Genomic DNA, 21831 nt, shown 5'->3' with positions numbered 1-21831 from the left:
AGCATATGAGTAAAGGTAGAGTGATTGTTGTAGGTGGCGGTTTAGCAGGCCTCATGGCAACAATCAAAGCAGCAGAAAAAGGCATGCACGTTGATTTATTTTCAATCGTACCGGTAAAACGCTCGCATTCTGTTTGTGCGCAGGGCGGAATTAACGGTGCACTTAACACAATGGGTGAAGGAGACTCTACATGGGAGCACTTTGATGATTCCGTTTATGGTGGAGACTTTTTAGCAAACCAACCTCCTGTTAAAGCAATGTGTGATGCAGCACCAGAAATTATTCACTTATTAGATAGAATGGGTGTTATGTTTAACCGAACGCCTGAAGGTCTTTTATCCCTTCGTCGTTTTGGTGGTACTCAGCATCACCGTACTGCATATGCAGGTGCAACAACTGGTCAGCAATTACTATACGCGCTTGATGAGCAAGTTCGCCGTCATGAAGCAAGCGGATTAGTAACAAAATATGAAGGCTGGGAATTCCTACACGCAATCCTTGATGATGAGGGTTCTTGTCGTGGAATTACTGCTCAAAACTTAAATTCTTCTGAAATTCATCCGTTCCGCGCAGACGCTGTTATTATGGCGACTGGTGGACCTGGTATCGTATTTGGTAAATCGACAAACTCCATGATCAACACTGGCTATGCGGCTGCTGCCGTTTACGAGCAAGGTGTTTATTATGCAAATGGAGAGTTCATTCAAATTCACCCAACAGCGATTCCTGGAGACGACAAGCTTCGTCTTATGAGTGAGTCTGCTCGTGGTGAAGGTGGTCGAGTTTGGACTTACGATGAAAACGGTAAGCCGTGGTACTTCCTTGAGGAAAAATATCCTGCTTACGGTAACCTCGTACCACGTGATATCGCGACTCGCGAGATTTTCCACGTCTGCGTAGATTTAAAGCGTGGTATTAATGGGGAAAACATGGTGTACCTTGACCTATCTCATAAAGACCCTAAAGAGCTTGATATTAAGCTTGGCGGAATCATGGAAATCTATGAGAAGTTCATGGGTGATGACCCACGTAAAGTACCGATGAAGATCTTCCCAGCGGTTCACTATTCAATGGGCGGACTATGGGTAGACTACGATCAAATGACTAACATTCCTGGTCTATTTGCAGCAGGAGAGGTTGATTATTCAATCCACGGTGCAAACCGTTTAGGAGCAAACTCCTTACTATCATCTATCTATGGCGGTATGGTAGCTGGACCAAATGCAGTTAACTACATTAATGGTTTAGAGACAGCTGCTGAAGATATGTCAGACGAGATCTTTGATCGCCAAGTAAGAGAGGATCAAGCGTTCTTTGATGAAATCCTACAAATGAATGGTACAGAAAACGCGTTTGAGATTCACAAAGAACTAGGTACTCTCATGACAGAGAACGTAACGGTTGTTCGTGAGAATAAAAAGCTACAAGAAACAGATGATAAAATCGTCGAGCTTTTAGAGCGATTTAAGAATATTAACCTCGCTGATACAGCGAAGTGGACGAACCAAAGTGCTATGTTTGTTCGCCAGCTTCGTTCGATGCTAAACCTTGGCCGTGTTATTACAATCGGTGCGTTAAACCGTAACGAAAGCCGAGGCGCTCACTATAAGCCAGAATTCCCTGAGCGTAATGATGAAGAGTGGCTAAAGACTACTAAGGCGAAGTTTAATCAAGCAACAGCTTCTCCGGAATTCGAATACGAAGAAGTGGATGTATCGTTGATTAAGCCTCGTAAGCGAGACTATACTTCGAAGAAAAAGGCCGGTGAGAAGGCATGAGTACAGAAACAAACAAAACAATTGAACTAGTCATCAAGCGTCAGGCGGATCCTAACAGTGCGCCTTACGAAGAGAAGTTTACGATCCCATATCGTCCAAATATGAACGTTATCTCTGCTTTAATGGAGATTCGTCGTAACCCTGTCAATGCAGAAGGTGGAGACACAACGCCAGTAGCATGGGACGCAAGCTGTCTAGAAGAAGTTTGTGGAGCTTGCTCGATGGTCATTAATGGAAAGCCGCGTCAGTCATGTACAGCACTTATCGATAAGCTTGAGCAACCAATTAAGCTTGAGCCAATGAATACGTTCCCTGTTATGCGTGACTTAACGGTCGACAGAAGCCGCATGTTTGACTCGCTAAAGCGTGTGAAGGCATGGGTTCCAATCGACGGCACATACGATTTAGGTCCAGGACCACGTATGCCAGAAGCAAAGCGTCAATGGGCGTATGAGCTTTCTAAGTGTATGACGTGTGGTGTATGTTTACAGGCTTGTCCAAACGTAAACAGCAAGTCTGAATTTATCGGACCTGCAGCACTCTCTCAAGTACGTCTCTTTAACGCTCACCCAACTGGTGCGATGCACAAAGCGGAGCGTCTCCAAACATTAATGGATGGAGAAGGCGGACTTGCAAACTGTGGTAACTCTCAAAACTGTGTAGAAGCTTGTCCAAAGGGTATTCCTTTAACAACTTCTATTGCAGCACTGAACAGAGAGACAACGCTTCAGTCATTTAAGAACTTCTTTGGTACAGATAACACAGCGTGATTTTATAAAGACACCGATGCAGATTGCATCGGTGTTTTTTTTGTCTTTTTGGGGGTGGGGGTTATTCGGATGAGTGCGTGGGCAGTTATGACAAAACGGAGCTTGATTAACCGGAACCTGGGGTCGATTAAGTCAAACTGGAGCTCGATTAACCGGAATCTGGGGTCGATTAAGTCAAACTGGAGCTTGATTAACCGGAACCTGGGATCGATTAAGTCAAACTGGAGCTCGATTAACCGGAACCTAGGGTCGATTAAGTCAAACTGGAGCTCGATTAACCGGAATCGAGGGTCAATTATGACAAACTGGAGCTCGATTAACCGGAATCTGGGGTCGATTAAGTCAAACTGGAGCTCGATTAACCGGACCCGGTACCCAATTAAGTCAAAACAATGCTCACTTAACCGTTCATCCGCTCTCATTCACCGCAACTTAATGATCCAACACTCTCACCTAGACAAATACACACAAATAATGGTAATATTGAATGAATGGTCATTCATTTACTATTAATTAAAGGAGCTGGATAAGATGGCATTACCTGCATACATTGATGATTTGAACACGTGGAAAGAGAAGTTTACATATTTTCAACAAATCCCAGTAAGGTTTTCAGAGACAGATGCATTTGGGCATGTGAATAACACAGTCGCATTCGTCTATTTCGAGCAAGCGCGAATCTCTTATTTTATGGAGCTTGGACTTATGGATGATTGGCAGAAGGAGTCGACCATCGTTGTCACAGCAGATCTACAGTGTGATTACGTGCGTCAGGTTAAATTTGGGGAAACCTTGCATGTTGGTGTTCGTGTCGCACACGTTGGTCGGTCATCGATCGACGTTCATTATATGATCGAAAATGATGATCGCGATCTTTGTATGATTGGACGCGGGCGCATTGTACAAGTTAATAAGGAAACAGGTAAATCACAGGAGTGGACGGATACTATGAGAAATAAATTTACCCAATTTTCGCCTGCTTAAGCACGCATGGAGCCCTGACCTCATAGAGTGAAGGAGAGGACGGGAAGAGGTGACTGAGGTGAGGGATAATCGCTATCGAGAAATATTAACAACGAGAGAGCGGGAAGTATTTGAATTATTGATTCAAGATCGCACAACAAAAGAAGTGGCTGCAGAGTTATTTATTAGCGAAAAAACAGTGCGGAACCATATATCAAACGTGATGCAAAAGCTTGGGGTGAAAGCAAGAACTCAGGCAATCATTGAACTAGTCCGACTTGGAGAGCTGCATATTTAAGTGTACTCATTTCGCGAGCCTCGATATTTGTGCTAAACTTAACGCACGAATATGCAGGGGGAGTAACAACATGGCAGAGTCCTTCACAGTGGAAAAGGTGTTAAACAATAACGTTGTCATATGTCAGTCGGAGGCGAATCAAGAGGTCATTTTTATCGGGAAAGGGATCGGATTTGGTAAAAAGCCTCAAGATGCGTTTACGTCAACGAATTACGATAAAGTATATGCGCTCATTAACGAAGCGGAGCAACAGCAATATCAGCGTCTTGTCACGAATGAGAGTGAGGAGGTACTCTTGATCATTCATGAGGTTATTTCCTTTATTCATGAGGAAATTGGGATTCCTCTTCGTGAGAAGACGATGTTTGCTTTGACGCAGCATTTAGTGCTCGCGCTAGAACGGACGCAAGATGGAGCCGAGATTCAAAACCCATTCTTAACTGAAACAAAATGGTTATACTACGATACTTATTTACTTGCTGAGGAAGTTGTCAGACAAGTATCATTAAAGACGGGCGTAACATTGCCTGAAGCAGAGGTAGGATTCGTGACGCTGCACATTCAAAGTGCGCGACTCGAGCAAGAGCCGGAGCAACAGGTCGACCTCTCTCGCTTTTTAAATTATATCGAAGAAAAAAGTGGACAAAAGCTTTGCAGAGATTCTGTCTCCGTTAGAAGGTTAACGCAGCACCTGCATTTACTAGCAGAGTTTCCTTTCGAACAAGCGGTAATTGATACAAATGTCGATTCCTTATCTTTTTGGTTGAAAGAAAATCATCCCTTATGCTATACTATCTCTCGGAACGTTGTTCGAATGATGGAGAAATCCAAGGGGATCACATTAGCCCAAGGTGAAACAGTGCAGCTAGCGCTGACACTCATATCAGTTGTTAAATCAAAAGCTTAACTCATTTACGTGTAACTGATTCGATCAGGCATAAGTAGAGGGGATAAGAGAGTATAGGCGCAATCCGTCTATTCTGTCTACCTTTACTTATGCCTTTTTTGTTTTACTTTGAGTGGATTTGTGTAAAAATACTTGCAACAAGGTTCTTACATTTGTATCATTAAAGGCAGCAGTGGAACGCTTACAATTATTCTTTAACGGGTATACCCATCTAGGAATGTTTAGTTCCCAGTGCATTCGAACATGCAAACCCTATTTTAACTATACTAAAGGAGTGTTTAGTAATGGCAGAACAAACTTACAAAGTAACAGCAGAAACAGGTATCCACGCACGTCCAGCAACACAGTTAGTAAACAAAGCAGGACAATATGAATCTGAAATTACACTTGAGTATAATGGAAAGTCTGTAAACCTAAAGTCAATCATGGGTGTTATGTCTCTTGGTGTAGGACAGGGTGCTGAAGTAACAATTAAAGCTGAAGGTCCAGATGAGTCTGAAGCAATCGCAGGTCTTGACGAAGTTATGAAGCAAGGATTAGCTGAGTAATGAGCACAACGCTTACCGGTATTGCTGCTTCAGCCGGCATCGCAATCGCAAAAGCCTTCCGCTACGAAGAGCCAGATCTTACGGTTGAAAAAAAATCTGGAGTTAACGTAGAGCAAGAAATTGCTGATTTCGATGCGGCATTAGCAACTTCTAAAGACGAGCTTAAGGTCATTAAAGAGAAAACGCGTCAAGATATGGGTGATGATCACGCAGAAATCTTTGAAGCACACCTTCTCGTATTAAGTGACCCTGAGCTTGTTGATGCAATCCGTACAAAAATTAAGGACGAGGACGTTAATGCTTCCTTCGCTCTAAAAGAAATTTCTGACCAATTTATTTCTATGTTTGAAAGCATGGACAATGAATACATGAAGGAGCGTGCTGCTGACATTCGCGACGTATCGAAGCGAGTACTTGCACACATTCTAGGTCAAGATATCGTTTCTTTAGCTGAGATTAATGAAGAAGTAGTCATCGTCGGAGAAGACCTTACACCTTCAGACACTGCACAGTTAAATAAAGAATTCGTACTTGGTTTTGCCACAAATATCGGTGGACGTACGTCTCACTCTGCGATCATGGCGCGTTCGTTAGAAATTCCTGCAGTAGTAGGAACGAAGACAGTGACACATGATACAGCGAAAGACGTTATGGTTATCGTAGATGGCTTAGACGGTAAAGTAATTATTGATCCAACGGACGCAGAGCTTTCTGAATACCGCCAAAAAGCGGATGACTTTGAAGCACAAAAGCGTGAATGGGCAAAGCTTGTTAATGAACCAACTGTATCAACAGATGGTCATAAAGTAGAGCTTGCTGCAAACATTGGTACACCTAACGATTTAGAAGGTGTAAAAAACAATGGTGCAGAAGCTGTTGGTCTTTACCGCACAGAGTTTTTATATATGGGACGTGACGAGCTTCCTACAGAGGAAGAGCAATTCACGGCCTACAAAAAAGTAGTAGCTGACATGGATGGTAAGCCTGTTGTTATCCGTACACTTGATATTGGTGGCGACAAAGAGCTTCCATACCTTGACTTACCAGAGGAAATGAATCCATTCCTAGGCTTCCGTGCGATTCGCCTATGCCTGGAGATGGATGATATGTTCCGCGTGCAACTTCGTGCGTTACTTCGTGCGAGCGCGTTTGGTAACTTAAAGATCATGTTCCCAATGATTGCGACATTAACAGAATTCCGTGAAGCAAAAGCGATTCTTGAAGAAGAAAAGCAAAAGCTTGTTAAAGACGGCGTTGACGTTAGTGACAAGATCGAAGTTGGAATTATGGTTGAAATCCCATCTACAGCTGTTATGGCGAAGCAATTCGCGAAGGAAGTTGACTTCTTTAGCATTGGTACAAACGACTTAATTCAGTACACGTTTGCTGCAGACCGTATGAATGAGAGAGTGTCATACCTCTATCAGCCTTACAGTCCAGCGATCTTAAACTTAGTTAAGATAATTATTGATGCTTCTCACGCTGAAGGCAAATGGACTGGAATGTGTGGAGAAATGGCTGGCGATTCTATCGCAATCCCACTTCTACTCGGACTCGGCCTAGATGAATTCAGTATGAGCGCAACGTCTGTACTACCTGCGCGTAGCCAAATTTCTAAGCTTAGCCAGAGTGAGGCGGCTGAGGTTGCAGAAAAGGCATTAACGCTTCAAACGGCAGAAGAAGTACAAGAGCTTGTAGAATCAACATTTATGAAGTAATTTATGTAGAGCCATCCTTTTTGGATGGCTCTTTTGTATACATAAAGTGACGAGCCAAAATCATACATATATGACCTGTTTTTGCACTTTACCACCCACAAAAAGTAACAGCACTTGATATTTTTCTACAAAACAAGGAAAATGAACGGTAAGAAACTACGTCTACCATACGAAAGGAAGAGGGACATGACAAATAACCAGCAAACTACTTCAATGACACAGGTGGCACATATCGAGAAGTCACTACGAATGATTTCGGATATTATTAAGCAGAAGGGCCGTGAGATTCTTAATGAATTTCCGATAACTCCGCCACAATTTATTGCACTACAATGGCTTCATGAGTATGGGGATATGACGATAGGAGAACTATCTACTAAAATGTATTTAGCTTGTAGTACAACAACAGACTTAGTAGATCGCATGGAAAAAAATGAGCTAGTTGAGCGTGTGAAAGATACAAACGACCGCCGAGTTGTACGCATACATTTATTAGATAGAGGGAAAACAATTATCCAAGAAGTAATTAATCAACGACAAGAATATCTTGATAACGTACTCTCAGGATTTTCTCAAGAAAATACGGACTTCTTAGAGTCAAACTTAGCGCAACTTTTAGATGAAATGAAGAAGGATGCGGAGACGTGGAAGTCATTTTAACGTAAGAAAGAGGATGACAATGGAATTTGTTAGGGGAACGTCAGCCCAGAATCGACCAATAGGGGTCATCGATTCGGGCGTTGGTGGAATGACAGTAGCTTCCGAGATCATGCGACAGCTACCTAAAGAAGAAATTATTTATATCGGCGATACGGCAAGGTGTCCGTATGGACCTAGGTCTGAAGAAGAGGTTGTCGAATTTACATGGGAAATGATCCGCTACTTAATGACACAGGACATTAAGCTTTTGGTCATCGCATGTAACACGGCTACAGCCGTAGTTTTAGAGGAAGCAAAGGAAAAGCTTTCGATTCCAGTAATCGGAGTTATCCACCCTGGAGCTATTGCAGCACTGAAGGTGACTTCTAATCAGCATGTCGGTGTCATCGGCACGGAAGGGACAATCTCAAGTGGTGCCTACTACCATGAGCTTACCTCGATTAACAGTGGCGTGAAGGTAGTAAGCCTTGCATGTCCGACTCTCGTTCCGTTGGTCGAAGCTGGAGAAATTCGCGGAGAGCGTGCAAAGGGGATTGTGCGAGAAGCGCTTGAGCCGATTTTGGAGTATGATATTGACAGCTTAATTTTAGGATGCACGCACTACCCGCTCCTATCAAGCCTCATTAAAGAGGTTGCCGGACCATCTGTCAATATCATCTCTTCAGGCGACGAAACAGCCCGTGAAGTAAGCTCCCTCTTGTACCACGGGAAATTACTTTACCAGGGGTCGCGAGTTCCTGAGCATCAGTTCTATACGACTGGCGCTTTCACAAGCTTCAAATCAGTAGCCGAATCATGGCTCAAAAAAGAACTAAACGTTCGCGATTTGGAACTACAGCCACTTGCGAGCTACGAATAAAACCATTACTGAGAGAGCGCATATGCGTTCTCTTTTTTATTTTGAGAAATTAAAGCTTAAATTGCTTAAGTGCTAACTAGCTAAGGGACTAAACCAGCTCTTCGAGCTTCTAATTGCTAAAGGGCAAAATAGTTTCGTTCGATTTTGCTAAATGATGAGGGTTGGAGGAGTCAGCTCTATGAACGCCCTACGACATTAGCAGGGTCTTACGCTGAGCCTACTCGTCAGGCAGGGTGCGGCTGTCGCCTTACCCTAGGCGCCTTCCTGCGTGGTCTCATCGCAAGCTTGATCCTGCTAATTGTCTCCGGGCATTCTCCGAGTCTGCCTCCTCTTGAGTTTCTAGAAGGGAAATGCAAACGCAAATTCAAATGCTAGGTAAGGTCAAGTTCAAGGTCAAAACCAAAACCAAAAATAAAATCTAAACCTGCACAAACGTATATCTCTTTTTTAAGAAGGATAGGCTTTTATTTAATTGAAGAAAATAGCGCTTAATATTTGTACTTTATTCCCTAATAATGACATAAAAGATGAAACAATCTTAAGTGAACAAACGTCAATTAGGGAAAGGAGGTTGAGATTATGAAGTATGTAATTTATGTTAGTTTGTTATTTCTAATTACAGGATGCGGTAATTCAAGTGAACCGAATGAATCTGACGCAACTTTCGAAAATAAGGACGCTGTAGCGTCAGATATGACTAACGAAGAAGTAAATGACAATATGGTAGAGTATGCTGAGTTTGAGGGAGTAGTAGCAAACAAGTATAATGAAGCAATTTTAGTAGTCCCGAACATGAACAAAGAAGAAGTGGAGAATTTTCTCGATAAAACAGATGGAGTACCATTGGGGAAATTAATCGAAGAAGCTGTATTTTATAAAGTGGAAACTGATGATTATGAACGAGTAGAGCTAGGTGATCGTGTGAATATTCATTATGATTCTTCAAAAACACAGCAAGAATCTCACCCACCTATACGAATTTCAGTGAAGTTAGAAGTTGTTGGATAGAATGAACTATAGCTCTATAGTGCAATCATCAGGAGCGTTTGTTGGTTAAGTAAAAGAGAAGTCACTTAACTTATAGTGGGTAAGTAGATCATGTTCAAGAAGTGAAGACAACCAATGCCGTTGTGAAGAGAAAGTATGTAGTTATGAAGAGGAAGGTGCCAGAACTGACGCGCAAGATGGAAGAACTGACGAGAAAGCAAGAAGTGAAGACAACCGCCTCTGTTATGAAGAGAAAGCACGAAGTTGTAAAGAGCAAGATGACAGAAGTGACGAGTAATTTGAAAAAACTGACTAGAAAGCAAGCAATGAAGAATTGCTACATGTAAAAAGGCTCTTATCTTATCTTAAACACTTTTAAATCGAACGCAGAGGTGGCAGACCCGGAGGACATTCGGAGACAATCCATAGGGGAAAGAGGTTTTTGAGATCCCGCAGGAGGCGATTAGGAGGAGACGGCAGTCGACTCCTGCCGACGAGGAAGCTCAAAGGCCGGCCCTATGGATGTCGTAGAGTGTCTGGAGGGCTGACGGCTCGAAGTGAATGATCTTCCTTTAACGTTAAGCATCAACCGTTAGCCTGAAATCAGCGGGAAAATCACCCACTGCTTTCTAACTGCAAGGCTAACTCAAATAGCTCGCAAAGAACGCAATCTTTTTGTGATGCTTTTCTGATCGTGAAGACCACACGGTCAATGGATGTCGTAGAGTGTCCGGAGGGCTGACAGCTCGGAGAGCAGATTTAAACTAGTTGGCACTTCATTAATCTAGCTCGAAGAGCTAGGCACTAAACTAATTGGCACTTTAGCAATCGGAGCTCGAAGAGCTAAGGAATTTGCACGAAAATTAGTTGGCACTTAAGCAACTCCAGCTCAGAGAGCTGGGAGAAGTTGCACGTAAACTAATCAGCATTTAAGCAAAACCGTTCTACTCTTTTTGCTCGCACATACACTCTAGTACAAACTGTATTGGAGGGACGTGCATGCGAATAGATAAAAGGGTGCTCATTGCCTGCTTGCCATTACTTCTCGCTGCTTGTGGTGGGAATGTAGATGATGTATTAGAGGAAATCGATCCTCCTCAAGTCGAATTCATCACAGAAGAGGAACTAGCTAATTATTTAGAAGAAACCACAACGAATGTCAATCAACAGGACGAGTCGCCGTCCAATATGAATGAGCCTGATGAAACAGAATCAGAATCACAGTCAGAATTAGAAGAGACCACTGACGACGTTGCATTAGAAAAGGACGGGCCAGTCGCGGATGATACCGTAAACCAGCTTTACTTATTAGATGCAAATGGACAAGTTGCACCACAAATTATGCGTGTTGGAGGCCAGAGCTTAGAAGGACTTTTAAGCTATTTAGTCCAAGGCGGTCCAATTGAAGAATCTCTTCCAAGTGGATTCCAAGCAGTTCTTCCGCCTGGTACAGAAATAATGGATGTCACAGTGATGTCCGGTGTAGCGGAGATTAACCTTAGTGAAGAATTTTTATCCTATGAAGAAACGAAGGAAACGGCTATTCTAGAAGCACTCACATGGACAGCTACATCCGTTGAGGGAGTGGACCGAATTAAACTCCTTGTTAACGGGGAAGAAGTAGAGGAACTACCGCATGGGGCATCTGTAAAAGACGGCTACTCTAGATCTAACGGTATTAATTTAGAACTGACAGACCATGTGGACCTCATTAATACCGATTCTGTAACGCTATACTTCCTTCAGCAACAGGCTGGTGACATCTACTATGTGCCAGTGACAAGACGCGTTGATGCGACGTCAAACAAGCACGAAGCGATTGTCAACGAACTGCTCTCTGGTCCAGAGTTTTCAAGCCCGCTTTTAACAGACGTCCATCAGGATGCGGCTCTCACAGATGAGCCTACTTTAAAAGACGGCACGTTAACATTAACGTTTAACGATGCGCTCGTGAATCAAGCTGAGGGCGCCATTCTCTCCGAGGAGACCGTCAACATGCTTGTTCTCTCCTTAACAGAAAACGAAGAAATTGACCGAGTAGCAATAGAAGTAGACGGCTTAGAGGATCCAATTATGATGTCTACGGGCGAGGTACTTGCCGAATCGATCTCAAGACCGCTTGTGAATATCGTAGAATAAGACAAAAGAGTACGGTCCACTAGTTTTGACTAGTGGGCTTTTGTTATGTGATGAAGGAAGTGTTATGCGGTTAATCCAAAAAGAGCGTTTGAATTTGCGTCTTGTAACAGCTATGATAGGAGAGGATTATTTATATTATTGAGGGAGTGTTTTGATGCGTCTTGATGAGCGTTTAAATAATGAATTGCGTAAGGTTGAAATTATCTCTGGCTTTGTGAAGCATCCGGAGGGATCGGTGCTTGTGTCGTTTGGCGATACGAAGGTGATTTGTTCGGCGAGTGTGGAGGATCGTGTGCCTCCGTTTATGCGTAATCAGGGCAAGGGTTGGATTACGGCGGAGTATTCGATGCTACCTCGTGCGACGGAGCAGCGGACGATTCGCGAGTCATCTAAAGGGAAGGTTACTGGTCGGACGATGGAGATTCAGCGTTTGATCGGGCGTGCGCTTCGTTCGGTTGTGAATTTGGATGCGCTAGGCGAGCGCACGATCTGGGTGGATTGCGATGTGATTCAGGCAGATGGTGGTACGCGTACCGCGTCGATTTCTGGCGCTTATGTCGCGGTCGGTCTAGCGGTGCAAAAGCTTTTAGCGGACGAAAAGATTGCAGAATCTCCACTACTAGGTCAGCTTGCAGCTGTATCTGTTGGTGTGTCGGCGGAAGGCGAGGCTCTGCTTGATTTAAATTATCAGGAGGATTCTACTGCGAGTGTGGATATGAATGTTGTGATGACGAGTGCCGGCGAGCTCGTTGAAGTCCAGGGTACAGGGGAAGAAGCGACGTTTACTCGCGCACAAATGAATGACATGTTAGACTTAGCAGAGAAGGGTATTAAGGAGATCTTTACCATTCAATCTGACGTACTAAATGCAGCTAGTGAAGCGCGTAAGGAGCAGATGTCTGATGTTTAAAGAAATTTTTATTGCCTCTAATAATGCTGGCAAAATAAAGGAATTTCGTCACTTTTTCGCGAAAAAAGGAGTAGAGGTAAAATCATTAGCTGATTTACCTGAAGAGATTGATGTTGTCGAAGATGGCGACACCTTTGAAGCGAACGCGATTAAGAAGGCGAAAGAAATTGGGGAGCGTTTTAACATTGCGGTGCTTTCAGACGACTCTGGTCTAGAAGTCGATGCGTTAGACGGAGCGCCTGGTATTTACTCGGCTCGCTACGCAGGGGAAGCTAAAAGCGATGACGCAAACAACGCAAAGCTTTTGGATGAACTTGCTGATGTTAAGGAGGGAGCGCGTTCGGCGCGCTTCGTATGTGCACTTGCCATCTATCATCCTGATAAGGGTGTAAAAACAGTGCGCGGCACGGTTGAAGGAGAAATCGGCTTCGAAAAGCATGGCGACGACGGATTTGGCTATGATCCTCTTTTTTATGTGCCAACTGAAGGCAAATTTATGGCGGAGCTTGGTCGCGAACGCAAAAATGAGATTAGCCACCGCGCAAATGCACTTCACTTATTAGATCAAGAATGGGACAAGTGGTTTTAATCTGACGAGGGCAGGTGAACGATGACGATGAAAACATTAATTTTAAGCGATAGTCATGGATGGACGGATGAAGTAGCAGAGATTACAGCGCGTCATCAGGACGTACAAGCTGTTATTCACTGCGGAGATTCCGAGCTTTCCGCTGACGAAAAGGCGATTCAAGGCATGAATATTGTCGCAGGTAACTGCGATATGCACCATGACTTTCCTGAGGAATGGACAGGAGAGATCGGCGGTCTGCGATTCTTTGTTGGTCACGGTCACTTACTCCAGGTAAAATCAACGGAGATGAATCTGCTTTACAAAGCAGAGGAAGCAGAAGCGGACATTGCATGCTTCGGTCATACGCACGTTGCTGTTGCGACGGAAGAGAAGGGCCGCATTCTGATTAATCCAGGTAGCGTGCGACTTCCACGCGAGTACCCAGTAGGGACGTATGTTATTTTAGAAGAAAAAGCAAACGCGATCGACGTGAACTTTTACGATACTTCTGGGCAATTTGTGGAAGAGCTAAGCAAAACTTTTAGTAAAAACAGTTGACTTTAGACCGAGGATTGTTTATGATAAGTAATGTCGCTACGGTGCGACGGAGCAATTCTCGGTTTTCTTTTTAAAGAATACTTGCTTATAAGGAATTCATTTATATTTGCGGGTGTAGTTAAATGGTAAAACCTAAGCCACGAGCAACGCTTCCAAGAATAAGCTACGAGTTGCGTCGGCAGATTAACGTCGAAGCGAATCTAGCAGAGGAAGACGCATGATTACAAAATGAGGAAACGAAATATTATAAATGCGGGTGTAGTTTAATGGTAAAACCTCAGCCTTCCAAGCTGATGACGAGAGTTCGATTCTCTTCACCCGCTCCATTACATAACTAGCTGTCCCAGTAGCTCAGCAGGATAGAGCAACGGCCTTCTAAGCCGTCGGTCGGGGGTTCGAATCCCTCCTGGGACGCCATAAATGCCTACGTAAGCCTCTTTTTCCGGAGTCTGTTACGGTCACTTGACCGGTCAGTCTCGCGTAAAAAGGAGGCTTTTTTGCGTTATGACTAGACGGAATCCAGCGTATTACCACCACGACTACGAAATAGCTTCGATATTTAACCCTGCGCGCGCCAAAGACGTCACGATTGACTTTGCGCTTGAGCAGGTACTCCTTCAATTACGTTCCAGCGGGTATCGCCCGCGAACACTCAACGATTACGAAACGATTGTCACCAAATTTGCGCAGACGATGCGCGTTCACACGATTCGCGAAATCACTCGCGACACAATTTACGCCTGGCTGTCCGGTATGGACGTCAGCAATCAAACGAAACTAACGCGGCTTAAATGCCTCAAAGCGTGGCTTACACATTGCGAGCGAAATGGCTTCGTGCGAGTAGCTTTTTGGCGCAACATCCACGTCAAGGTCGACGAGACGGTTAAGATCGCGGCAACCGAGGGCGAAGTCCGCCTGCTATTAAGCATGCTCGACCTGACGAAATTCAGCCCTTTGCGCGATGCTACCGCGATATATCTCATGTTCAAGACGGGAGTGCGCGTCGGTACCCTGTGGCAGATCCGCGAGTCTGACATCGACTTCGACGAAAAGGTGCTGCGGCTAGGCGGCGGCATCCTCAAGAATCACGAGTCTATTTATCTGCCGTTTGACGACCAGCTAGTCACGTTGTTCCGCCAGCTCATGAAGCACAACCGCGCGATCCGCAAGTATCACGGCACGGATAACGACTTGCTATTCATCACGTACCGCGGAAATGCCGTGTTTACGCCGCCGTCGAATCATCTCATCACAAAGCGTATGTCGGCTTATTGCCGCGAGTACAAGATCAAGTCGATCACGCCGCACGGGCTGCGCAGAGGCTTCGCCATGAGCCTGCTCGAGAAGGGTGCGAACATTAACGTCATTAGCCGCGCGTTGGGCCATAGCGATTTAGGCGTCACCAGTACGTATTTGCAGCTTGACAAGCGAGACGTGGCGACTGCCTTGCGCGGGTTCCTATAAATGAACGCAAATAAAAAAGGCCCCGTAAAGGGCCCATACGAACAAACACACGCTATTGCGACAGTTTGGCGACCTCGCAGTAGCTACCAACTAAATAGATGAACAACCGGGGAAACCGGAGGCTTTAAGTCTATTTAGACTAAGGCGTATTTGCTATACATTGTTATGGCAATTTTACACGAGTTCCCCGGTCATCGTCAAGCGACCTAACTACCTAACCGGGAGGACTGTATCATGTCTACTAAACTATTAGCTACGCCAGGCACGCTTACTAAACTATCAACTTTTCGCGATAAGGACCACATGGACGCTTCAATCCGCCAGCACCGCAAATGTCACATCCGGGCACTCACGCCAACTATGCGCGACGTACTCGACGTAATCGCACAATATGCCCTTCGCTATCCTGGCGTTTGCTATCTGCGCAAGCAACGCATTGCCGACCACATTGGCCGCAGCCGCCGCACGGTTATTCGCGCCTGCAAAGCGCTTGAGCAGCTCGGCATCATTGAGCAGTATCCGTTGTTCCGCGACAAGGGCGATCGCCGCCGCAGTGTGAACGCTATCGTCGTACAGCCTGCGCGTGTCACAACCGAATGTCACAGCCATAAACCCAAGCATAAGCCCGTTAAACAAACGAATAGCACTAACGGTACGCACACGCCTACTCGCCCGACCAAGCGTGCCGAACATAAGGAGCCACCGCATCTTGACGCGTCTTACCTTCGCGATAGTATGCCGGTAGCTTTGTTTGACGTACTCAGCCCGTTCCTTGACGCGAAAGCCCTCTACGAGGCAGTAGGCGCCATATACGCAGGCAAAGCCAGCATTGACGCCACGGTGACGATCGAGGAAGCGCCTAAACGGTGGGCTGACGCTATTAAGAGCGCCATACGCAGCTACAAAGCCGGCAGGGTGCGCAACTTGAACGGCTACCTCCGCGGCATGGCTGCGCGTGTGGCGAGCGAGGTCTGCCGTGTGAGGACTGGCGCAGGGGGTGCTACGTGGCTTACAGGCGCTTAGTGGCGGTTGATGACGTAATTGTAGACGAATGAGCTAACGTTGCTTATACGGCAATCTGAGGCGTCTGACGGCGTGTGTGGCGTGTGAGTGGGCGTTGGCTGGGCGGCTGTGTTCGGTGGAAAGACTCGCGTGTTGAAAAATGAACCTAAATAACTAATCTATATCGTTAGGTAGCGCAGTAAGTACGCCACATCACCAACCGCGCAAGCATGGGCATGACTGCAATATTTGCGGGGGAGGGGGTGCAGTATTTGCAGACGAACTATACTAAGAAATAACTAGACTAATTAAGCGTCAGCAAGCAGGCGGTTTTCCTGCGAAGCTAATTACTTAAAGAGCCATCGGGGCAAGGGCTGCCCCTCAACCTGCGCAAGAAAGAGCGCTTGCTTGGTAGTATAACGTTTATCGCGAAAAGGTATGGCGCAGGCAAGCCCGCAGGATCCGTTATAAGTCGCGCAAGGGGCTAACGGGGCTGGGCGCAGAGGCAGGCGTGTGTGGGCGCATATGGGGCGGTAGGAGCCCGTAGGAGTAGCGCAGGGCTATCGCATAGGTAGGCGCAGGCAAGGGCGTAGAGTAGCGCAGGGGGCTGATTTACCCGCGACGGGGTCCTGACGCGCGGGGGTCCGAAAAACTTTCGGCGAGCATGCCGCAACTAGTCGGGAATAGCTTACGTTTATGCAGGATTTTATGCAGGGGTACGCTGTATATTGCGGAGGGGTACCGTTGATATAGCGGTGAATAGCCGACTGCATATTCGTATATTATACGCGGAACTTATGCGCGGAGAGGAAACGTTGATATGACGGGGTTTTTTGCGTGTGTGATCGTTGATCTAGTTTACATAAGGTTTATTATCGGAACTTAATAACGCATAAACATGAATGTTGTATTCATCGCGAAAACGACCGTTTATAACGAACTGACGCAAGGCTGGCGACCCCACGGCACCCCCTCCGTTAGCCCGTTAGCTGGTCGGTCTAATATGCGCATATCATTTTAAAATGTTGGTTTTTGAGCGGTTTTTGAGGATTTAACATAGGTTTTGTGTCGAATCATGTCGAAAATAGACTAGCTTCTCGTCACTCGGAACAGCTTACTTATGTCAGTTATTTCCAATTCGTCCATGATGCGCGCAATGTGTTCCAGCTGCACACGTTCCAGTTTATTGCTCGCTAGTTTACTAATAGTAGCTGGCCGGAGCCCTGTTCTATTTGCTAGTTCCAGCTGCGTCATATTAACATCGATCAATAACTCTCGCAGTCTTACCTCTATTATAGTACGTTTAGTCATTTCGCCACCTCCTTGCGGTAAGTATATCAGTAAATTACGTAAAAGCGTAAAACATTTGTTGACATTAATTACGCATAAGTGTAATGTAAGGGTATACCAATTACGAGGAGGCATTACAATGACCGAAATTAGTTATAAAATCACACACGCAAGACTAGGCGGAGAGCCAGCTGTTCGCTGCACCGGAGCCAACGCAAAGCTTGTCATGCCATTATCGTTATGGCGCGCATTTGGTGGCGAAGGTCAGCCGGGCAGCACGGGCATGACGGAACTTGACGCGGAAACACTAACGGAGCTATCCGGAGAGCAGGAGGTATACGCATATGCTGTGTCTTGATCACGCAACTACCACACCTATAACGATTGACGTTGAGCAAAATGCCGTAATCATTTCGCGCAAATTTGGCGAGGTTGACCTTGCCTACGGAGCTAACACGGAGGGCGAGCGCTGGGTGCAACTGACCACGGAGGAGCAAACTATTTATATGCGAGTCAATACAGCTACTATGATGCTTTTCGAGCGTGCTGAGGAGCTCACAGGCGCTCAGATAGCGCTTATTATTGCTGTTAATACTAAGGAGGTTTTTGCGTTATGAAGCCTATTGAGCGCCGACTAATACGGAATATGTTGTCCTTGATCGAGCTCGCCTACGAACGCGACGAAGCCGGCGATGTGTTTAAAGTGCTGCGCTGGACGATACAGTCGCAAATGAAATTTAGCATAAACGATGGACAGTTCACGATAGATGAGCTTGCCGAGCAAATGCGTAATTATCACATAGACGATGCTGTCATTACTCGCGTAATTGCCGACATAAGCAGCGCGAAGTAGCCAACGGGCGCGAGTTTGCCGAGCTAATCGGCGCAACCCTTACGTGGAGTCAGGCGGACGGCGCACGCATCAACGGACGCAAGGTCGGCGGCAAGGTCATCGACGGCAGAACGTATCTGCCCGTGCGTCAAATCGCGGAACTGTTCGGCTTGACCGTTGGTTGGGATTCCGCCACACGTACGGCGACACTTAACGGAAAGGCGGTGTAAGCGATGGCTGAAGCAATCGGATTATCGCAGGTCGACCTCGTAACGCAAATATTAATATTCGCGACATTCCTCGCGGGCATAGTTGGCGCGCTAGTAGAAGTTTCGAAGCAGACGTTTAACTACCCGAAGAATTACGTGCCGTTAGTGGCGCTAGTTCTCGGCGGGCTGGTCGGCTTTGCGGCCGCGCCATTTACGGACTTAGACGTAGGACTTCGTTTGTGGGCGGGATGCCTGGCGGGACTAAGCGCCACGGGGCTGTTCGAGCTCGTCAGCAAGCGCGACGGGCAGACTAAGGAGTAACGTAGTATCATCGCAACACCGCAACAAGGTCGGCCTAGCCAGTCGCCCGTTTTGACCGCCGGCAGAGTCGTAATATATAACGGATAACGGAGAGGGGGAGCGCGCCAACGTTTCGCCCTCTTTTTTTTGCGGTAATTTAAACAACTTTATCGCAATTTCAAGCCTATAAAGTGAGGAGAGAGGTTTTTTTTGGGGGTAAACGTGACACTGCGGGGAATTAAACACCTTTAGAGTGAGGCGCGATATTTTATATAAAAACGTCACAATTGTTATTCCCATGACGGCAATAAGGGGAGAGACTTATTTTCGCGGAAATACCCATATTAAGGAGGCTTTCACGCCTATAAAGTGAAGAGAGAGCTTTTTTTCGAAAAACCCTGTTATTTGTCTCTGAGAGACGGCAATAAGGGGACGGCTGTAACTTTTTATTGCGTTAGTTGGATACGAAAGAGAGGAGAAGAGTTAAGTAATTCAGAACAGCTAGCTGTTTATTTGGTGTTTAGTTACTTACGCACTGTGAGAAGTTTTAAATAATAAAGGTTCATATTGTGTGAAATTGTGTAAATGACGAGAGTGTAGGGCACAAAACTGCCAAATTGTTAGGTATTAATAAATGAGGGAACCTTTTTGAAATCGGGTAACAACATTCCTGCTAATTTTTAAGTTATATAAATGAGGAGAATAATTTTTAAAAATAAGCTACGGATTTTAAGGCGTTTTGTGGATATACGTTATGAGAATATTTTTTCGCAAAAGTGGTTGTAAAATCGCGAAAATGTTATGTCTTAAATAATGAGAGAGCTATTTTTATTTAACTGATTACTTTTCATACACTTAGTTATCTTATTAAGAGAGACTTCCTTAGAAGAAGATAAACTCCATCATTCATTGGTGGAGTTTTTTTATTTTCGTGAAACTGCCAAAATTATTTTTTTAGCGTAACAGAATAATATGATAACTATTTTTTTGTGCCTATGTAAACATCTGATAGATTCCATAAAAAATCTTAATTAGGAGGAGGTGTTGATATGGACTCGATCTATATTCGCGCGGTCAGACACTATTTAAATATGACTCAAGATGATCTAGGCAGCTTACTTGGTACATCTAAGACATCACTATCTCTAATTGAAAATGGGCATCGACCAATTAGCAGTCGCACACAAGCAAGGTTATTGCAGATTTTTACGCCGGACGAAAGATTTGAAGAATTCTTAAAGAACTATCGCAAGCTTTCAAAATAAAAACCATTAAACGGGGGCGATTATATGGAAGGTAAAGTTGTAGTTTTTTCGCGAAGAGTTGCGAATGCACTGATTGAAAATGGGCATCCGATTCGAGAAATTCAGGCAAGCTTCCGCCAAAAGGACAAGCTAGTTTTTATTTTTGAGGACTGCGACGAGGTCCAAGCGATTTTAACAAAATTTAGACGTAAAAAAGAGATGGCATAAATTATGCCAATGACACCTCCAAAAATTAAGCAACCTTCAAAAAGTGTCAGGCAATTGAATGATCTATACTTAATGACGCGAAGCAAGTATCTCGTCCAGTTTCCGGGCGGAGCCTACAAGACGTTCAGCTACAAATCAGCCGGCCGCGTCCCGAAATTAAACGACTCCATGTTGCGCAAGCACCTAGCGGGCGACCTAACGTACGGCGTATTTGCCGGCGCCTACTTCACGAAGTTTATTGCGTTTGATGTCGATTTTACCGACGCCGACCTAGCGCGCTGGGCTACGCACAAGCTTATCGCGACACTTAACGAGGACTTTGGCGTTCCTTTCCGCGACATTCACGTTAGTTTTAGCGGCGGCAAAGGCTATCACGTCGAGCTCTTTTTCGCGAAGCCTGTCCAGCTAGCCAGCGTCAAAGCGTTCTATTCGAGCGTTATGACGCAAGTGGGCGACCTCGCCGGCGGTCAGATAGAATTTCGCCCTAACGCTAACCAGGGCGTGAAGTTGCCGCTAGGCGTCCATCAAAAGACCGGTAAGCGCTGCTGGTTTGTAGCGAACGATACGCTCGAGCCGTTGGTGGGCGAAGCAAGCCACGCTTACTTGCTCGCGATACAGCCCGCAGACCCTGCGCTACTGGACGTCGAATCATTTGCGCTTACGCAGGAGCAGGCGGCCGACTTCGAGACGGTGGCGACAGCGACGGACATCACCGTAAACGAATTTAGTGCAGAGGGCGCGCTCAAGAAAGCCGTCGCGATCATTGAGGCGGGGCAGCTACTGCGCAGTGGCACGCGACATGAGACAACGTTTTCCCTTGCCGCGTTTTATCATACGCAAGGGTTCGAGCGCGAGGAGGCAGTCAGCGCGATCATGACGATCCTCAACGCCACTCCGCGCGCCTATTTCAGCGAGGGCAGTAAGCCCGCGTATTGGCTGGCGGAAGCCGAGCGACTAACGAGCTACGTTTGGGCGCGCAATATAACGATACATGACAGCGCGAAGGAAGTTACCGTCAGTAAGGCGGAGATACTCGCGGTGCTTCGTGTGGGCACATTCGCGCAAAAGAAGCTGGCATACGCGATGCTGGTTACGTCTAAACGGTATGGCGCGGTGTTTTACTTAACGATGAATACTGCGCAAAAAATGATCGACAGCAATTCGCGCCCAACAGTAGTTAAAGCAATTAAGAAGCTAGTGGACACGGGCTATATCGAGTATGTGCGAAAAGCTGAGATCGATCGAGCTTTAAGCGAAAAGGCCGGGCGGGCTCATTACAAGCCTAATAAATATCGTATTATCGCGGAGCTGCCCGATGTTAAAGAAGAGGTCGAGGTTAAAGTAGGTGGCGATTCCGACCTAGTAAGCGTCGTTAAGAGCCTGCTAACTGAAGATGAGATAAAGCTTTATGTGAAGCGTCATGAGTTTAACACGCGGTTTAAGTAGTCGCTTGGTGACGGTGTAGGCGGTCTCTAAAGATATAGATTAGTTAATTAGGTTCACTTTTCAACAACCAAATTATACCTATTTTTAGCCGGCCGCAAATATACGCGGCTTTTTTATATGAGGAGTGCAGAGTGTAGAGAGGAGAATGTT

General features: G+C 45.6%; 26 protein-coding genes and 2 tRNA genes. 27 read left to right on the top strand and 1 reads right to left on the bottom strand.

All coding sequences use genetic code 11. The features are described 5' to 3' along the window. Positions 1-5: 5 nt before the first annotated feature. The 19 genes from sdhA to FLK61_RS13655 all read left to right on the top strand — a co-directional run bounded on the left by sdhA (position 6) and on the right by FLK61_RS13655 (position 16153). Positions 6-1778, top strand: coding sequence for a succinate dehydrogenase flavoprotein subunit (gene sdhA, locus FLK61_RS13745; protein ID WP_176009961.1), 1773 nt, complete (start codon positions 6-8; stop codon positions 1776-1778). Then, positions 1775-2548 (top strand): succinate dehydrogenase iron-sulfur subunit, encoded by a 774-nt coding sequence (gene sdhB / locus FLK61_RS13740; protein WP_176009960.1) that lies wholly within the window; start codon positions 1775-1777, stop codon positions 2546-2548. The genes sdhA and sdhB overlap by 4 nt, the downstream gene beginning before the upstream one ends. 531 nt (positions 2549-3079) lie before the next feature. After that, entirely contained in the window at positions 3080-3532 is a 453-nt protein-coding gene (locus FLK61_RS13735) for an acyl-CoA thioesterase (RefSeq protein ID WP_176009959.1), read from the top strand. Positions 3533-3590: 58 nt separating this feature from the next. Then, complete coding sequence (locus FLK61_RS13730) at positions 3591-3809, top strand: helix-turn-helix domain-containing protein (protein ID WP_176011249.1); 219 nt, start codon at positions 3591-3593, stop codon at positions 3807-3809. Positions 3810-3879: 70 nt separating this feature from the next. Continuing rightward, the gene (locus FLK61_RS13725; RefSeq protein ID WP_176009958.1) at positions 3880-4716 is read left to right on the top strand and encodes a PRD domain-containing protein; all 837 of its coding nucleotides are present in this window, start codon (positions 3880-3882) and stop codon (positions 4714-4716) included. Positions 4717-5000: 284 nt separating this feature from the next. Then, on the top strand, positions 5001-5264 hold the full coding sequence (locus FLK61_RS13720) for a phosphocarrier protein HPr (protein WP_176009957.1): 264 nt from the start codon (positions 5001-5003) through the stop codon (positions 5262-5264). Beyond that, positions 5264-6982: a phosphoenolpyruvate--protein phosphotransferase gene (gene ptsP / locus FLK61_RS13715; RefSeq protein ID WP_176009956.1), complete on the top strand. Its 1719-nt coding sequence runs from the start codon at positions 5264-5266 to the stop codon at positions 6980-6982. The genes FLK61_RS13720 and ptsP overlap by 1 nt, the downstream gene beginning before the upstream one ends. A gap of 186 nt (positions 6983-7168) precedes the next feature. After that, positions 7169-7642: a MarR family winged helix-turn-helix transcriptional regulator gene (locus FLK61_RS13710; RefSeq protein WP_176009955.1), complete on the top strand. Its 474-nt coding sequence runs from the start codon at positions 7169-7171 to the stop codon at positions 7640-7642. A 19-nt stretch (positions 7643-7661) separates the two neighbouring features. Next, entirely contained in the window at positions 7662-8501 is an 840-nt protein-coding gene (racE, locus tag FLK61_RS13705) for a glutamate racemase (protein ID WP_176009954.1), read from the top strand. Between the two features lie 579 nt (positions 8502-9080). After that, a complete protein-coding gene (locus FLK61_RS13700; protein ID WP_176009953.1) occupies positions 9081-9509 on the top strand; it encodes a DUF3221 domain-containing protein in 429 nt (142 codons plus the stop codon). 143 nt (positions 9510-9652) lie between these two features. Further along, positions 9653-9835 carry a hypothetical protein gene (locus tag FLK61_RS13695; protein ID WP_176009952.1) on the top strand — a complete coding sequence of 61 codons (183 nt, stop codon included), beginning with the start codon at positions 9653-9655 and terminating at the stop codon, positions 9833-9835. Between the two features lie 652 nt (positions 9836-10487). Further along, positions 10488-11627, top strand: a complete 1140-nt coding sequence (locus tag FLK61_RS13690) for a GerMN domain-containing protein (RefSeq protein ID WP_176009951.1) — start codon at positions 10488-10490, stop codon at positions 11625-11627. 154 nt (positions 11628-11781) lie between these two features. After that, a complete protein-coding gene (rph, locus tag FLK61_RS13685) occupies positions 11782-12537 on the top strand; it encodes a ribonuclease PH (protein WP_176009950.1) in 756 nt (251 codons plus the stop codon). Further along, positions 12530-13126, top strand: coding sequence for an XTP/dITP diphosphatase (locus tag FLK61_RS13680; protein WP_176009949.1), 597 nt, complete (start codon positions 12530-12532; stop codon positions 13124-13126). Before rph ends, FLK61_RS13680 begins: the two co-directional genes overlap by 8 nt. A gap of 27 nt (positions 13127-13153) precedes the next feature. Beyond that, complete coding sequence (locus FLK61_RS13675; protein WP_176009948.1) at positions 13154-13666, top strand: metallophosphoesterase family protein; 513 nt, start codon at positions 13154-13156, stop codon at positions 13664-13666. Positions 13667-13918: 252 nt separating this feature from the next. Then, positions 13919-13992: transfer RNA gene (locus FLK61_RS13670), tRNA-Gly, on the top strand. Between the two features lie 14 nt (positions 13993-14006). After that, a tRNA-Arg gene (locus FLK61_RS13665) sits at positions 14007-14083 on the top strand. An 87-nt stretch (positions 14084-14170) separates the two neighbouring features. Next, positions 14171-15130, top strand: coding sequence for a tyrosine-type recombinase/integrase (locus FLK61_RS13660; RefSeq protein WP_176009947.1), 960 nt, complete (start codon positions 14171-14173; stop codon positions 15128-15130). 234 nt (positions 15131-15364) lie between these two features. Beyond that, a complete protein-coding gene (locus FLK61_RS13655) occupies positions 15365-16153 on the top strand; it encodes a helix-turn-helix domain-containing protein (RefSeq protein WP_176009946.1) in 789 nt (262 codons plus the stop codon). Between the two features lie 1068 nt (positions 16154-17221). On the opposite strand, the gene FLK61_RS13650 is transcribed toward FLK61_RS13655, so the two are convergent. Continuing rightward, on the bottom strand, positions 17222-17443 hold the full coding sequence (locus tag FLK61_RS13650) for a helix-turn-helix domain-containing protein (RefSeq protein WP_176009945.1): 222 nt from the start codon (positions 17441-17443) through the stop codon (positions 17222-17224). A 118-nt stretch (positions 17444-17561) separates the two neighbouring features. Between FLK61_RS13650 and FLK61_RS13645 the strand changes: the two genes are divergently transcribed. From FLK61_RS13645 to FLK61_RS13610, 8 genes are all read left to right on the top strand, one after another. Next, a complete protein-coding gene (locus tag FLK61_RS13645) occupies positions 17562-17780 on the top strand; it encodes a hypothetical protein (RefSeq protein WP_176009944.1) in 219 nt (72 codons plus the stop codon). Next, a complete protein-coding gene (locus FLK61_RS13640; protein ID WP_176009943.1) occupies positions 17767-18039 on the top strand; it encodes a hypothetical protein in 273 nt (90 codons plus the stop codon). Before FLK61_RS13645 ends, FLK61_RS13640 begins: the two co-directional genes overlap by 14 nt. Continuing rightward, positions 18036-18275: a hypothetical protein gene (locus tag FLK61_RS13635; protein ID WP_176009942.1), complete on the top strand. Its 240-nt coding sequence runs from the start codon at positions 18036-18038 to the stop codon at positions 18273-18275. The genes FLK61_RS13640 and FLK61_RS13635 overlap by 4 nt, the downstream gene beginning before the upstream one ends. A 26-nt stretch (positions 18276-18301) precedes the next feature. Beyond that, on the top strand, positions 18302-18484 hold the full coding sequence (locus tag FLK61_RS20355) for a stalk domain-containing protein (protein WP_176011248.1): 183 nt from the start codon (positions 18302-18304) through the stop codon (positions 18482-18484). A 3-nt stretch (positions 18485-18487) separates the two neighbouring features. Then, on the top strand, positions 18488-18784 hold the full coding sequence (locus FLK61_RS13625; protein ID WP_176009941.1) for a holin: 297 nt from the start codon (positions 18488-18490) through the stop codon (positions 18782-18784). 1028 nt (positions 18785-19812) lie between these two features. Next, the gene (locus FLK61_RS13620; protein WP_176009940.1) at positions 19813-20028 is read left to right on the top strand and encodes a helix-turn-helix domain-containing protein; all 216 of its coding nucleotides are present in this window, start codon (positions 19813-19815) and stop codon (positions 20026-20028) included. Positions 20029-20052: 24 nt separating this feature from the next. Beyond that, positions 20053-20235 carry a DUF5659 domain-containing protein gene (locus tag FLK61_RS13615; protein WP_176009939.1) on the top strand — a complete coding sequence of 61 codons (183 nt, stop codon included), beginning with the start codon at positions 20053-20055 and terminating at the stop codon, positions 20233-20235. 3 nt (positions 20236-20238) lie between these two features. Continuing rightward, the gene (locus tag FLK61_RS13610) at positions 20239-21681 is read left to right on the top strand and encodes a TOTE conflict system archaeo-eukaryotic primase domain-containing protein (RefSeq protein WP_176009938.1); all 1443 of its coding nucleotides are present in this window, start codon (positions 20239-20241) and stop codon (positions 21679-21681) included. Positions 21682-21831: the final 150 nt, after the last annotated feature.

Origin of the sequence: Paenalkalicoccus suaedae, from assembly GCF_006965545.2 — a bacterium.
Classification (GTDB): Bacteria; Bacillota; Bacilli; order Bacillales; family Salisediminibacteriaceae; genus Paenalkalicoccus; species Paenalkalicoccus suaedae.
The sequence above is the reverse complement of the archived record's forward strand: the minus strand, read 5'-3'. Positions and strand labels throughout refer to the sequence as shown.